The sequence below is a fragment of the Citrobacter pasteurii genome (assembly GCF_019047765.1).
Lineage (GTDB): Bacteria > Pseudomonadota > Gammaproteobacteria > Enterobacterales > Enterobacteriaceae > Citrobacter > Citrobacter pasteurii.
Map to the genome: position 1 here is coordinate 1,294,484 of NZ_CP077262.1, position 13,919 is coordinate 1,308,402.

The 13,919-nt window shown below is 51.6% G+C and carries 13 protein-coding genes and 2 tRNA genes; 7 read left to right on the forward strand and 8 right to left on the reverse strand.

Annotated elements, in window-relative coordinates; genetic code table 11:
• Window positions 1-39: 39 nt before the first annotated feature.
• A tRNA-Met gene (locus I6L54_RS06310) sits at window positions 40-116 on the reverse strand.
• A gap of 48 nt (window positions 117-164) precedes the next feature.
• Window positions 165-241: transfer RNA gene (locus tag I6L54_RS06315), tRNA-Met, on the reverse strand.
• Between the two features lie 205 nt (window positions 242-446).
• On the opposite strand from I6L54_RS06315, the gene mltA reads away from it, so the two are divergent.
• Together mltA and tcdA are read left to right on the forward strand one after the other, a co-directional pair.
• Window positions 447-1,544 carry a murein transglycosylase A gene (gene mltA / locus I6L54_RS06320; RefSeq protein ID WP_003034021.1) on the forward strand — a complete coding sequence of 366 codons (1,098 nt, stop codon included), beginning with the start codon at window positions 447-449 and terminating at the stop codon, window positions 1,542-1,544.
• A 108-nt stretch (window positions 1,545-1,652) separates the two neighbouring features.
• On the forward strand, window positions 1,653-2,459 hold the full coding sequence (gene tcdA / locus I6L54_RS06325) for a tRNA cyclic N6-threonylcarbamoyladenosine(37) synthase TcdA (protein WP_005121979.1): 807 nt from the start codon (window positions 1,653-1,655) through the stop codon (window positions 2,457-2,459).
• 77 nt (window positions 2,460-2,536) lie between these two features.
• On the opposite strand, the gene csdE is transcribed toward tcdA, so the two are convergent.
• On the reverse strand, window positions 2,537-2,983 hold the full coding sequence (gene csdE, locus I6L54_RS06330) for a cysteine desulfurase sulfur acceptor subunit CsdE (RefSeq protein WP_005121982.1): 447 nt from the start codon (window positions 2,981-2,983) through the stop codon (window positions 2,537-2,539).
• Complete coding sequence (csdA, locus tag I6L54_RS06335) at window positions 2,983-4,188, reverse strand: cysteine desulfurase CsdA (RefSeq protein ID WP_040232184.1); 1,206 nt, start codon at window positions 4,186-4,188, stop codon at window positions 2,983-2,985. Before csdA ends, csdE begins: the two co-directional genes overlap by 1 nt.
• Window positions 4,189-4,380: 192 nt before the next feature.
• Here csdA and I6L54_RS06340 point away from each other — a divergent pair, with 192 nt between their 5' ends.
• From I6L54_RS06340 to rlmM, 4 genes are all read left to right on the forward strand, one after another.
• Complete coding sequence (locus I6L54_RS06340) at window positions 4,381-4,608, forward strand: YgdI/YgdR family lipoprotein (protein WP_005130971.1); 228 nt, start codon at window positions 4,381-4,383, stop codon at window positions 4,606-4,608.
• Between the two features lie 362 nt (window positions 4,609-4,970).
• Entirely contained in the window at window positions 4,971-5,888 is a 918-nt protein-coding gene (gene gcvA, locus I6L54_RS06345; RefSeq protein ID WP_005130970.1) for a glycine cleavage system transcriptional regulator GcvA, read from the forward strand.
• Between the two features lie 18 nt (window positions 5,889-5,906).
• Window positions 5,907-6,302, forward strand: a complete 396-nt coding sequence (locus I6L54_RS06350; RefSeq protein WP_005130969.1) for a DUF423 domain-containing protein — start codon at window positions 5,907-5,909, stop codon at window positions 6,300-6,302.
• On the forward strand, window positions 6,295-7,395 hold the full coding sequence (rlmM, locus tag I6L54_RS06355; RefSeq protein WP_040232187.1) for a 23S rRNA (cytidine(2498)-2'-O)-methyltransferase RlmM: 1,101 nt from the start codon (window positions 6,295-6,297) through the stop codon (window positions 7,393-7,395). The genes I6L54_RS06350 and rlmM overlap by 8 nt, the downstream gene beginning before the upstream one ends.
• Before the next feature lie 31 nt (window positions 7,396-7,426).
• On the opposite strand, the gene fucR is transcribed toward rlmM, so the two are convergent.
• The 4 genes from fucR to fucI all read right to left on the reverse strand — a co-directional run bounded on the left by fucR (window position 7,427) and on the right by fucI (window position 11,954).
• A complete protein-coding gene (gene fucR, locus I6L54_RS06360) occupies window positions 7,427-8,155 on the reverse strand; it encodes an L-fucose operon activator (protein WP_005130967.1) in 729 nt (242 codons plus the stop codon).
• Between the two features lie 58 nt (window positions 8,156-8,213).
• Window positions 8,214-8,636 carry an L-fucose mutarotase gene (gene fucU, locus I6L54_RS06365; RefSeq protein ID WP_005130966.1) on the reverse strand — a complete coding sequence of 141 codons (423 nt, stop codon included), beginning with the start codon at window positions 8,634-8,636 and terminating at the stop codon, window positions 8,214-8,216.
• Window position 8,637: 1 nt separating this feature from the next.
• Complete coding sequence (gene fucK / locus I6L54_RS06370) at window positions 8,638-10,056, reverse strand: L-fuculokinase (protein ID WP_040232188.1); 1,419 nt, start codon at window positions 10,054-10,056, stop codon at window positions 8,638-8,640.
• 122 nt (window positions 10,057-10,178) lie between these two features.
• Window positions 10,179-11,954, reverse strand: a complete 1,776-nt coding sequence (fucI, locus tag I6L54_RS06375) for an L-fucose isomerase (protein WP_040232190.1) — start codon at window positions 11,952-11,954, stop codon at window positions 10,179-10,181.
• Between the two features lie 464 nt (window positions 11,955-12,418).
• Here fucI and I6L54_RS06380 point away from each other — a divergent pair, with 464 nt between their 5' ends.
• Window positions 12,419-13,918 carry a sugar ABC transporter ATP-binding protein gene (locus I6L54_RS06380; protein WP_040232191.1) on the forward strand — a complete coding sequence of 500 codons (1,500 nt, stop codon included), beginning with the start codon at window positions 12,419-12,421 and terminating at the stop codon, window positions 13,916-13,918.
• Window position 13,919: the final 1 nt, after the last annotated feature.

The following is a 13,919-nucleotide window of genomic DNA, read 5'->3' on the forward strand; positions in this document are numbered from 1 at the left end:
TTTCAAACACTTTGCAAAAATATTACATCAGATTTTAATTGGTTGCGGGGGCCGGATTTGAACCGACGACCTTCGGGTTATGAGCCCGACGAGCTACCAGGCTGCTCCACCCCGCGTCCGTCATTACTCTTCCATCGAGTAACGTTACTGCTTCTGATTTTAATTGGTTGCGGGGGCCAGATTTGAACTGACGACCTTCGGGTTATGAGCCCGACGAGCTACCAGGCTGCTCCACCCCGCGTCCGTGGATGCGCACTATACTCTGCTCGCATTTTCATGCAACCCTTTTTTCACCTTGATCACGTTTTTAGGGTGAAAATGAACAAAAACAACGCACTCTGGATTGTTTTTTGCGCAAAATTTGCGTTCGGGTAGGTATACGCATTTCATTAGGTTCGGGGGTTTGTTATCTTCGTCTCGCATTCAGGCAACATAAGACGAGAACAATGAAAGGACGTTGGGCAAAATATCTTCTGGCGGGAGCAGTCGTCGCGATGCTCGCCGCGTGTTCCTCAAAACCCACCGATCGTGGGCAGCAGTATAAAGACGGGAAATTTACCCAGCCTTTCTCACTGGTGAACCAGCCTGATGCGGTTGGCGCACCAATCAATGCCGGTGATTTCGCCGAGCAGGTTAATCAAATTCGCAGCGCATCGCCACGTTTGTACGGTAACCAGAGCAACGTTTACAACGCTATCCAGCAGTGGTTACGAGCGGGTGGCGATACGCGCAGTATGCGCCAGTTTGGTATTGATGCCTGGCAAATGGAAGGGGCGGACAACTACGGTAACGTCCAGTTTACGGGCTACTACACGCCGGTTATCCAGGCGCGCCATACGCGTCAGGGCGAATTTCAGTACCCTATCTACCGCATGCCGCCAAAACGTGGGCGCTTACCAAGCCGTGCCGAGATTTATGCGGGCGCCCTGAGCGACAATTATATTCTGGCGTACAGCAACTCCCTAATGGATAACTTCATTATGGATGTTCAGGGCAGTGGTTACATCGATTTCGGCGATGGCAGTCCGCTGAACTTTTTTAGCTATTCCGGGAAAAACGGTCACGCCTATCGCAGCATCGGTAAGGTGCTTATCGACCGTGGTGAAGTGAAAAAAGAAGATATGTCGATGCAGGCCATTCGCCATTGGGGTGAAACGCACAGCGAAGCTGAAGTGCGTGAGCTTCTGGAGCAGAACCCATCGTTTGTCTTCTTTAAACCGCAATCTTTTGCGCCGGTCAAAGGGGCCAGCGCGGTACCGCTGATTGGTCGCGCATCCGTGGCTTCTGATCGCAGCATCATTCCTGCGGGCACAACGTTACTGGCGGAAGTTCCGCTGCTGGACAATAACGGGAAATTCACCGGTCAGTATGAATTACGTCTGATGGTGGCGTTGGATGTCGGCGGGGCGATAAAAGGACAGCACTTCGATATCTACCAGGGCATTGGAGCCGACGCTGGACACCGTGCGGGGTGGTATAATCACTACGGCCGCGTGTGGGTACTGAAAACCGCGCCGGGTGCGGGTAACGTGTTCAGCGGTTAATTTTCGGATGGCGGCTGCGCCTTATTAGGCCTGGTCCATAATGTAGGCCGGATAAGCGAAGCGCCATCCGGCAGCCATACTGCTCAGTATTAATGAATTTGAGGTGTTATGTCTGTGGTTATTAGCGATGCATGGCGTCAGCGTTTTGGCGGTACGGCGCGTCTGTATGGTGAAAATGCGCTGCAACTGTTTGCCCAATCGCACGTTTGCGTGGTCGGGATTGGCGGCGTGGGATCGTGGGCGGCGGAAGCACTGGCGCGCACTGGCATTGGTGCCATCACGCTCATCGATATGGATGATGTGTGCGTCACCAATACTAACCGCCAGATCCATGCTCTGCGCGATAACGTCGGTCTGGCAAAAGCTGAAGTGATGGCTGAACGTATCCGTCAGATTAACCCGGAGTGCCGGGTTAACGTGGTCGATGATTTTGTCACGCCGGATAACGTTGCTGAGTATATGAGTGTGGGTTATGCGTATGTCATTGATGCGATTGACAGCGTGCGCCCAAAAGCGGCGCTGATCGCTTACTGTCGGCGTAACAAAATTCCGCTGGTGACCACCGGTGGTGCGGGCGGGCAGATCGACCCGACGCAGATACAGGTCGTTGATTTGGCAAAAACCATCCAGGATCCGCTGGCGGCCAAGCTACGTGAGCGGCTGAAAAGTGATTTTGGGGTGGTGAAAAACAGCAAAGGCAAGTTGGGCGTGGACTGCGTGTTTTCGACCGAAGCGCTGGTGTACCCGCAGGCAGATGGCTCGGTATGTGCGATGAAAGCGACGGCGGAAGGGCCGAAGCGTATGGATTGCGCATCCGGGTTTGGCGCTGCCACCATGGTGACGGCGACCTTTGGTTTTGTTGCCGTCTCACACGCTTTGAAGAAGATGATGGCCAAAGCGGCGCGCCAGCATTGATTGTGTCGGATGGCGCTATGCTTATCCGACCTACGGTTTGTGCGGTGTTGTAGGCCGGATAAGACGCATCAGCGTCGTCATCCGGCTTTCTGAGCAGCCTCAAGAATCGCCTCGTTCAGAGCATGCAGCCCCTGGCTACGCGAGGCGCTGAGCTGCGTGCGTAAACCTAGCTCGTCAAATAATTCCATTGGCGAATGCGCCAGTAACTCGGCGGCCGTTTTACCTTCGACAGCCGTGAGTAATACGGCCAACAGTCCGCGCACAATGCGACCTTCGCTGTCGCCGAAGAAATGCAGAGTGCCATTCTCATGAAGGGTATGCCCCAGCCAGACGCGGTTTTCACATCCGGCAATCTCTTTTGCCTGCGCTTTCAGATCATCCGAAAGGGGCGGAAGTTGCTTACCCAGTAAAATAAGTTGACGATATTTATCTTCCCACTGGGTGAGTGGGATAAAGGTATTGCGTAACGTCTCTTCCGTTACGGTTGTGCCAAACGGGTGTCCGGCGAGCAGAAGGCTTGTCATTAATCCACCAATATTTCCAGCGCGCGGTCAACGGCAGTAACCAACGCATCCACATCACTTTGCGTATTATAAGGTGCAAATGAGGCGCGCAGCGTCCCGGAGACGCCCAGATCCGCCAGCAGCGGTTGTGCGCAGTGCTGCCCCGCTCGCAACGCAATGCCATATTCGGCCAGCAGCGTCACCATGTCGCTGTGGTGAACGCCTGCGAAATTAAAGGCTAACAGACTGGAGTCCTGGCAGCGGAAGGAACGAAAGCCGGGGCGTTTCGCCAACGCATCTTCTGCCAGCGTCGCCAGACCACGGCTCCAGTTTTCAGCCTGTGCAACATCAACCTCATCCAGCCATTCGAGCGCTGCGCTTAGTCCGATTACGCCAGCAACGTTAGGCGTACCGGCCTCAAGCTTCCATGGCGCAGCCTGGGTGGTGAAACCGTCAAAACTGACTTCACTAATCATCTTACCGCCGCCGAGCCAGGGGGACATGGCTTCCAGTAATTCAGGCTTACCGTACAGCACGCCAATGCCGGTGGGGCCATACAGCTTGTGGCCCGAGAACGCATAGAAATCAATATCTAACTGCTGAACGTCTGCGGGGAAATGTACAACACCCTGAGCGCCATCCACCATCACCACCATGCCTGCTGCATGAGCAAGCGTAATCGCGCGGGCTAAGTCAGGGCAGCCACCGGTGACGTTCGACATCTGACCGAGAGCCAGAACGCGACTGCGTGGGGTGATGAGATCCGCCAGGCGCTCAGTGTCAGGCAGCAAATGGGCATTGAGCGGAAGCTTGATGACTTTGGCCCCCGTTTGCTCCGCCACCATCAGCCAGGGAACCAGGTTGGCATGATGCTCCGCTACGCTGACGATAATCTCGTCGCCCGGTTGTAAGCGTGGACGCGCATAACTTTGGGCAACCATATTGATAGCTTCCGTCGTGCCACGGGTCCAGACGATTGTTTTGTCATCCGGCGCGTTAATCAGCCGTGCGACTTTTTCCCGCGCGGCTTCGTAGCGCGCGGTCAGACGCTGGGCTTCAGCAAACTGGCTGCGATGGACGTTCCCGGCGCTCAGACTATAAAACTGATGGGTCGCCTCAATCACCGCCTGCGGCTTCAATGCCGTCGCGGCGCTGTCGAGATAGACACCTGCATCGTTGAGTGCGGGAAATTGTGCGCGAAACTGCGTGGGGTTAAAAGCGTTCATGGTATTCCTCAGTTCAGTAAACGGATCGTGGCGCAAAAAGGGCGCAGACACAAGGGTTGTGCTAACCATCGGAATCCTCTGGATATCCCGGCAAAGTCTGTGCAGTGTCTTATGCTAAATAGTGTTAGGCGAATAATTTTGCCTGTTATGGAATTCGTTTTATCTGGCATAAATTGCTGTGAGGAGAAGAAGATGAAAAAGACTACCGCCATAATCTCTGCCTGTATGCTGACTTTTGCCCTGAGCGCCTGTTCCGGTCCGAATTACGTGATGCACACCAACGATGGTAGGACAATCGTGTCTGACGGTAAGCCAAAGACCGATGATGATACGGGGATGATTTCGTATAAAGACGCTAACGGCAACAAACAGCAGATTAACCGTACCGATGTGAAAGAGATGGTAGAACTGGAGAAATAGCCGACCGTCATTGGCTGACACTTGGACAAAAAAAAGCACCGCAATTTGGCGGTGCTACATTAATCACTATGGACAGACAGGGTAAATGTACAGGAAGTGAAAAAGGGTAGCTTTGCTACCATGGTCTGAATCGCAGACCAATTGCAAACACAACAACACAACATCACAACCGTAAGCCAAAAGCCCACCAGAACACGCATTCCGATAAAACTTTTCGTTCCGGCTTCAGGAAGTGCCGCCACTATAGGTATTTGCTGGTAGAACCTCAACGGACAATTTATAATGGCTCAGATTAAAAAAACTAATAGGTTACAGCCTGTTAGGTAATTGTTAAATTCATTTAACATCAAAGCCTAAAAGTCATGTCAAAACGATTACCACCCTTAAATGCGTTACGTGTTTTTGATGCTGCCGCGCGCCATTTAAGCTTTACGCGCGCAGCAGAAGAACTTTTTGTGACGCAGGCCGCAGTAAGTCACCAAATCAAGTCACTTGAGGATTTTTTGGGGCTGAAGCTGTTTCGTCGGCGCAATCGATCGCTGTTGTTGACGGAAGAAGGTCAAAGCTATTTCCTCGACATCAAAGAGATTTTTTCGCAATTAACCGATGCGACGCGTAAACTTCAGGCACGCAGTGCAAAAGGCGCGCTTACCGTCAGTTTATTGCCCAGTTTTGCGATTCAATGGCTGGTGCCCAGACTCTCTAGCTTTAACTCAGCTTATCCGGGAATCGATGTCAGGATCCAGGCGGTTGACCGTCAGGAAGACAAACTGGCTGATGATGTTGATGTGGCGATTTTCTACGGGCGCGGCAACTGGCCGGGTCTGCGCGTTGAAAAATTGTACGCAGAATATTTATTGCCGGTTTGCTCGCCGCTATTACTTACCGGCGATAAACCGCTGAAGACGCCTGAGGATCTGGCAAAACATACGTTATTGCACGATGCGTCACGGCGTGACTGGCAAGCTTATACACGCCAGCTCGGGCTGAATCATATTAACGTACAGCAGGGACCTATCTTCAGCCATAGCGCCATGGTGCTACAGGCTGCTATCCATGGACAGGGCGTTGCGTTGGCCAATAACGTTATGGCGCAGTCCGAAATTGAAGCCGGACGTCTGGTTTGCCCATTTAATGATGTTCTGGTCAGCAAAAACGCATTTTATCTGGTTTGTCATGACAGTCAGGCAGAACTGGGTAAAATAGCCGCCTTCCGTCAGTGGATACTGGCGAAAGCGGCCACGGAACAAGAAAAATTCCGCTTTCGTTATGAACAATAATTTACGTAGGGTATTAACATGACCAGCCGTTTTATGCTGATTTTTGCCGCCATCAGTGGCTTTATCTTTGTAGCTCTGGGAGCCTTTGGGGCACATGTTCTGAGTAAAACCCTCGGCGTTGTTGAAATGGGGTGGATCCAGACTGGCCTTGAGTATCAGGCATTTCATACGCTGGCTATTTTTGGTCTGGCCGTCGCCATGCAGCGACGTATTAGTATTTGGTTTTACTGGAGTAGCGTGTTTCTGGCATTAGGGACCGTGCTGTTTAGCGGCAGTCTGTATTGCCTCGCGCTTTCTCATTTACGCCTGTGGGCGTTTGTTACCCCTGTCGGTGGTTTTAGCTTCCTTGTAGGCTGGGCACTGATGTTAGTGGGCGCTATTCGATTGAAACGTAAGGGCGTTAGCCATGAATAAGGTTGTGTTGTTGTGTCGCCCGGGTTTTGAAAAAGAGTGCGCCGCAGAAATTACGGATAAAGCAGGGCGTCGCGAAATCTTTGGTTTCGCCCGCGTCAAAGAAAATGCGGGTTATGTCATCTTTGAATGCTATCAGCAGGAAGATGCGGAAAAGCTAGTTAAAGAGTTGCCGTTCAGCTCGCTGATTTTTGCTCGCCAAATGTTTGTTGTCGGCGAGCTACTGCAATATTTGCCGCCGGAAGACCGCATCACACCGATCGTCGGTATGCTGCAGGGCGTGGTGGAGAAAGGCGGTGATTTGCGTGTCGAAGTCGCCGACACCAATGAAAGCAAAGAACTGGTTAAATTTTGCCGCAAGTTTACCGTACCGCTGCGCGCCGCGCTGCGTGAAGCGGGTGTGCTGGCAAAACATGAAACGCCAAAACGTCCGGTAGTGCACGTCTTCTTTATTGCACCTGGCTGTTGCTACACCGGCTACTCCTGCCCTGATAATAACTCGCCGTTCTATATGGGGATTCCGCGACTGAAATTCCCGGCTGATGCGCCGAGCCGTTCAACGCTGAAGCTGGAAGAGGCGCTGCATGTGTTTATTCCTGCCGATGAGTGGGATGAGCGTCTGGCCAATGGAATGTATGCCGTTGATTTAGGAGCATGTCCTGGCGGCTGGACCTACCAACTGGTTAAACGCAATATGTGGGTGTACTCGGTGGATAATGGTCCGATGGCGCAAAGCCTGATGGATACCGGGCAGGTTACCTGGCTGCGGGAAGATGGATTTAAGTATCGCCCGAATCGTAACAACATCTCGTGGATGGTCTGCGATATGGTGGAGAAACCGGCCAAAGTTGCTGCGCTGATGGCGCAATGGCTGGTGAACGGCTGGTGCCGCGAGACGATTTTTAACCTTAAGCTGCCGATGAAAAAGCGCTACGAGGAAGTGTCGCAAAACCTGGCTTATATTCAGGCACAGCTCGATGAGCATGGCGTGAATGCGCAGATTCAGGCGCGTCAGCTTTATCACGACCGTGAAGAAGTCACCGTGCACGTGCGTCGTCTGTGGGCTGCCGTCGGTGGTCGTCGCGACGAACGATAATACTTATATGCCGGATGGTGGCGTGAACGCCTCATCCGGCGTGGGTTGCTTCAATCATTTCTGTATCTGAAATAATATGCGTTACATTTTCCAGATGCCCAATCTGCGCCTCACCCGAGCGATTAAATTTACTCTTATCAATCAATAATAATGACTGCGCCGCACGCTTAAGCAGAATGGATTTAAAATCGGCGTTGGTAGCATTTGAATCCCAGAGTGTACCGCCGCGGTCGATCCCCTCGCAGGAAAAGATGAACAGGTCGATATCAAGTGACTTTAGCTGTGAGATGAGCGATGGATTAACGTAGCAACCGTATTTACGCTCAAGTCGACCACCGGAACTGATCAACTGAATATTTTCACGTTTTCCCAATTCGAGGCAAATCGGTTGGCTATTCGTAAATACGTGAATGTTAATGTCTGGCAACAGGCGAGCCAGGTACCAGCAAGTAGAACTGGCATCCAGCGCGATCACCATGCCTTCCTCTATCCACGTTAACGCGTCTCTGGCGATATCTGCTTTGTGGGAATAATGGCTTTTCAGTCTGATATGAAACGGCTCGCCGCAGTCCTGGTTTACCCGATGTATCACTTTGGCGCGCCCGTGATTACGCAGTACCTTACCCTGCGCCTGCAGTTGCGTAAGATCGCGACGGATAGTTTCTTTACTGACATTGAGCTGTAAGGATAAGGTTTCAGTTGTCAGACTTTTATAGTTGCTCAACAGATCCAGAATTGCTTGCAGGCGTGCTGCTTTCATGTTTTCTCACCCCATCATGCGATGAATGCCCGTACCTGCCGGGCATTCAGGTAAGAGATTATGGTGTTACCCCTTTTTTTAACAGGATATTTCCGTACTTTGCCCGCTCCCCTGTTATAACGATTGCGAATACTTTTTGTGCGCGTTCATAAAATGCATAACGGTCAATGCGCGTGATGTCCGGGCAAGGTGTTTGTAATGACAGTGCTTGCCGATATCGCGCTTCTACGTCGAGGTCGAGCGAGTCTCCTTCGACGGCGGCCATCATCACCAGTGGTGGGGCGTAACTGTCCAGTTCAAACAGCGGAATAATCGCCCGCAACAGGTCGCTGACCTGCAGACCATCGGCCCGGATAACCTGCGGGCCCATACTGTGGGCCGGAAAGTGGGCGTCGGAAAAGATAATCTCATCACCGTGACCCATTTCAGCCAGCACCTTTAACAGATCTGGGGAAATTAAGGGGGAAATCGTTTTGAGCATGTCACTCGACTCCTGTGAATACGGGTTCCGTTTGTGGATAGAAGTAACGATATTGATAGTCCACCTGCGCGCGAGCCAGCTCCGGAGAGGCAAATTCGCCAATACCGGACCAGGCAAACATCGCTGCACCGGCAACCGTCGTTTCGGCATCATCCAGCACTTTGATGGGAATACCCAGAACGTTCGCTTTTATCTGATTCCATAGTGCATTACGACTTCCTCCTCCAACCAGAAGTAGCTCTGTCGCGTTGAAATGACCGATGGTTTCTAGTGTGTGTAGATTGTGCTGCAGCTGGGCTGTCAATCCTTCCAGCGCCGCGCGGTAGAAGTGTCCACGGGTACTGTTGAGTGTGACACCCTGCCAGCCGGCACGTGGGCTGGCGAGCAGATCGCAGTGCATGATTATCCCTTCAGCGCCCGCCGGGATGGCTTGTGCTTCATCAATGAGCGTTTGCCAGGGGGTGTCGGGTGTCCACAGCAACTTGCGTACCCACTCAAGCACGCCGGATGCCAGCCACTGCATACCGGGGTTATAGAGACCCGGCTGGCTGTCCAGTTCACAGGTAGAACCCACATAGTCGCTGAGTAAGGCAGTATTGACCTGTGCGCTGCGTACCATCAGTATTTCCCATGTACCGGAAGAGAGCACGGGTTCATCTGGCTGCGCGCCTGCGCCAAAGAGCGCAAACTGCGTGTCGTGGCCGGCAGAGATAACCGGAATGCCCGCTGTGAGCCCAAGTTGCTTTGCCGCGTCATTTTTCAACGTTCCGATCTGCTCTCCCGCTTCAACTAAACGTGGAAACAGTCGGCGTGGTATCCCGGTTGCCTGCAAAATATCAACACTGAAATCTCGCTGATGAATATCCAGCATCTGACTGGTACCGGCCATGGTGATATCTGTGGTGAACTCACCGGTGAGGCGATGGTTGAGCAGTGATGAAATAAATAGCCAGGCGTGTGCCTGTTCCAGCAATTGCGGGTGATTCTCTTTAAGCCATACCAGCTTGTACAGCGTATTGAAGCTGAACGCGCCGACGCCGGATATATCCTGCAATTGCCGAGGTGATATCCGTTGGCTGATAGAAGCCATGACGGCGGCAGTACGTGGACATTTCCAACTGATAACCGGATAAAGCAGTTTGCCATACGCATCAACCAGCGCGCCATCAACGCCAAATGTGGTGACCGTTATCCCTCGAATGTTACAGGCGGTCAGTTCCGTTGTGAGTCGTTGGCAGCAATCGGCAAAGCGTTGCACAATGGCGTCGAGGGACCACTGATGCCAGCCAGCGTTCTCTATGGCGATGTCACTGGCGTTCGGGGTCGCTGCGCGGGCGACAATCTTTCCCTGGCGGTCAACGGCGATTGCCCGCACGTTAGTCGCGCCACAGTCAAGGACCAGGATAACCTCTTGTTTCATAATTGCTCCTGGGATATTACCTATTGCCGGATGGCGGCTTCGCCTTATCCAGCCTACAAAACCGTGCGCTTCGTAGGCCTGATAAGATGCGTAAGCGTCGCCATCAGGCAATCGCTCGATGTTTAACGTTTATACAGCGGGCCGTAGTTTTGGCAGGCGCGATAATCCTGGCCCTCGCTGTCCATACCGTGGGCAGCCCATGCGGAAGGGCGATAGATCTTCTCTTCTTCCACGTTGTGCATACACACCGGGATACGTAGCATGGCAGCAAGGGTGATAAAGTCCGCGCCGACGTGACCAATCGTCAGCACACCGTGGTTGGCACCCCAGTTAGCCATTACGGAATAGACATCGCTGAACGGACCTTTGCCGGTTAAACGCGGGGCAAACCAGGTTGTTGGCCAGGTAGAGTTGGTGCGAGCATCAAGCTGAGCATGTACCTCTTTCGGTAATTCCACACTCCAGCCTTCCGCAATTTGTAGCACTGGGCCCAGGCCTTTGATGATATTGATGCGGGTCATGGTGAACGGTACGCCACCTTCGGTAAGAAAACGGGAAGAGTAGCCGCCCCCGCGGAAGTATTCGTGAATTGCGGGACACCATTCGGTTGCCGCCAGGCAATCATCCGCTTCTTTCTGCGAGATTTCCCAGTGCGGCTTCATGGTGGGGTTCCCTTCGCCGTCGCGCTGTTTGCAGGAACCATCCAGTGCCGCAGAGCCGGAGTTAATCAGGTGAATAATGCCGTGCTCCGCAAGACCGGTCAGCGGTTTACCTGTGACGCGTTCTACTGCTTCCGGTGACCAGTAGGTCCGTACATCAGCAAAGACCTGCGCCGTGCCGGTAAGTTGATGACCGAACAGCATCGCCACGCCGTTCAGGCTGTCGTTCTCGGTGGCGACGACATACGGTTCGCGCACGCCATTCCAGTCAAATGAGCTATTCAGCAACGCTTCGGCGGTGTCGCCATTCGGATATTGATCCGTCCAGTGGCGCTGGCCCTGGAAACCGGCGGCAATCGCGTTGTACCCCATCGACTCTTCAACCCGGCCTTTCTCTGCCAGTTTCTGGTTACCCTGCATCATGTCGCGGATGCACATGGCCATCAGCAGGCTCTCTTTCAGCACTGCACGGCTCTGTTCTTCATTTCGCTTATACTGTTGCGCGTTCTGATCCTCGCCATAACGGAAATGTTTATCCGCCCACGCCAGGGCAATTTCCAGCTCCGCTTCGTCATAGATCTTCTGGTCAATGCGACGACGCAATTCGGTCATATCAACAGGTTGAACCTTCATTCCCAGCCAGGATTCAAAGAAGTTATGGTCGACAATAGAGCCTGCAATTCCCATTGAAACGCCGCCGATGGACAGATAGCTTTTACCTTTCATGCTGGCAACGGCTAAACCTGCCCGAGTGAAACGCAGCAGTTTTTCTTCAACATCGGCAGGGATAGTGGTATCACCTGCATCCTGCACGTCATGACCGTAAATAGAGAAGGCGGGAAGCCCTTTTTGATTATGTGCAGCCAGTGCGGCAGCCAGATACACGGCACCTGGACGCTCCGTCCCGTTGAAACCCCAGATGGCTTTCGGGCGCATCGGATCCATGTCGATAGTTTCGCTGCCGTAGCACCAACACGGCGTGACGGTAATTGTCACACCGACGTTCAGGCTACTGAATTTTTCTTCACAGGCGGCAGATTCAGCCAATCCGGCAATACAGGTGTCTGCGATAACGCACTCGATCTGTGCCCCGCAGGCATGACGAAGTTTCTCGGAAATCAGTGCGGCAGTGGCTTTTGCCATGTTCATGGTTTGTTCTTCGAGCGACTCGCGTACACCCATACGACGCCCATCAATCACCGGACGAATACCGATTTTCGGTAAACTATTTTTTTTCATTCGAGGTTCCTCATCTCACTTTATGCCGTGCTGCAAAAGCGGATGTCGGACACCACTGTCGCAGTTGGCTGAATTACCCATTTTTGCTAACTCGAGTTAGCTTAGGTATTAGAGAGTTTTTTGCACAACTTTTTTGTTATGGAACTGTGAGAAGCCTCACGAGAAGTGGTTAAAATTCGATCTACGTCAAATAAACAAATACAGGCTTTTTAATTAAATTCTTTTTAAATTAATAAGATAAAATAAATTGTCTGTCCAGTGTCACAATTTTAAACCAAATGATTTGGCTATTTTTGGCAGCTAAAATAGCTTTAAAAGGCAATCGCTAACTCGAGTTAGCATTGTTGATAAAACGCATATGATCTTGTAGGCACATTCGCATTAACGGTGACGATGGCTTCCTGGCAACGCTGTTTTTCGCCTGATTCACTGATTACAGTTTCTGTATATTGAGGAAAGCAGCAATGTCTGAAACATTTTTACAGATGAGTCATATTACGAAACGCTTTCCCGGCGTATTAGCGTTGAGTAATGTGGATTTTACTTTACGCAAAGGTGAGGTTCATGCGCTGTTGGGGGAGAATGGCGCGGGAAAGTCTACCCTGATGAAAATTTTATCCGGTGTATATCAACCTGATGAAGGGGATATTATTTTTGAGGGCCAACCCGTTTCGTTTGCAAACCCATTGAGCGCACAAAGCGTAGGTATCACCATTATTCATCAGGAGTTTAACCTTTTTCCTGAACTGACGGTCGAAGACAATATATTTATTGGCAGGGAGTTTTGCAAAAATAATCGCTGGCGTCTGGATGAGAAACAACAGCGGCAGGCTGCTATCGATATTTTGCAAAAATTAAACCTGAATATCTCCCCAGACACGCTGGTTGCCGATCTTACTGTTGCTCAGCAACAAATGGTTGAGATTGCGAAAGCGATATCGGTGAATGCCAAGATTCTTATTATGGATGAGCCAACGGCGGCGTTGACGGAAACCGAAATTGACAGTTTATTCCGGGTTACACGTTTACTAAAAGAACAGGGAACGGGCATCGTTTATATCTCGCACCGACTGGAGGAGTTGGCGCTGATCGCCGACCGCGCTACCGTCATGCGGGATGGACAGTTTATTGCCACAGTGGATTATGACTCGGTCAAAATCAGCGACCTGATTGCCATGATGGTTGGGCGTGACCTTGGCAATATCTATCCCCGCCGGGAGCCGCAACTCCAGCGTAAACCAGTGCTGGAAGTCAGTGGCCTGACGCGCAAAGGCGTACTGAACAATATCGATTTTACCTTGCATCAGGGGGAAATCTTAGGTTTTGCCGGGCTGATGGGGGCCGGGAGAACAGAGCTGGCACGGGCTATCTTTGGTGCCGATCCCATCGACAGCGGAACCATCAAGTTGAACGGTAAAGAGACGGTAATCAAGGATATTCCTGATGCCATCCAGCAGGGTATTAGCTACTTAACCGAGGACAGAAAAAAAGAGGGGCTGGCATTAGGGTTGTCCGTTGAACGCAATATTATGCTAGGAAATTACCCCGAATATTCCAACCGATATGGCAACGTGGATAGTAAACGCTGTCAGCAAACCAGCGAAGAGCAGGTGAAAGCACTGCGTATTAAGACGCCGCATCTTGAACAGGCTGCGTTGAATTTAAGTGGCGGTAATCAGCAAAAAATTATTATTGCCAGATGGGTATGCAAAGACACCGACATTCTCATCTTTGATGAACCTACCCGCGGTATTGATGTGGGAGCCAAACTTGAAATTTATGAATTAATGAATCGACTGGTGGCAAAAGGGAAATCAATCATCATGATTTCCTCTGAATTACCGGAAGTGCTGGGTATGTGCGATCGCATTTTAGTTATGCGTAATGGGCGTATTACCGGAGAGTTAGCTTCTGATGACGCCACACAAGAAAAAATCATGCAATATGCGACGTTAGAGGACTAAT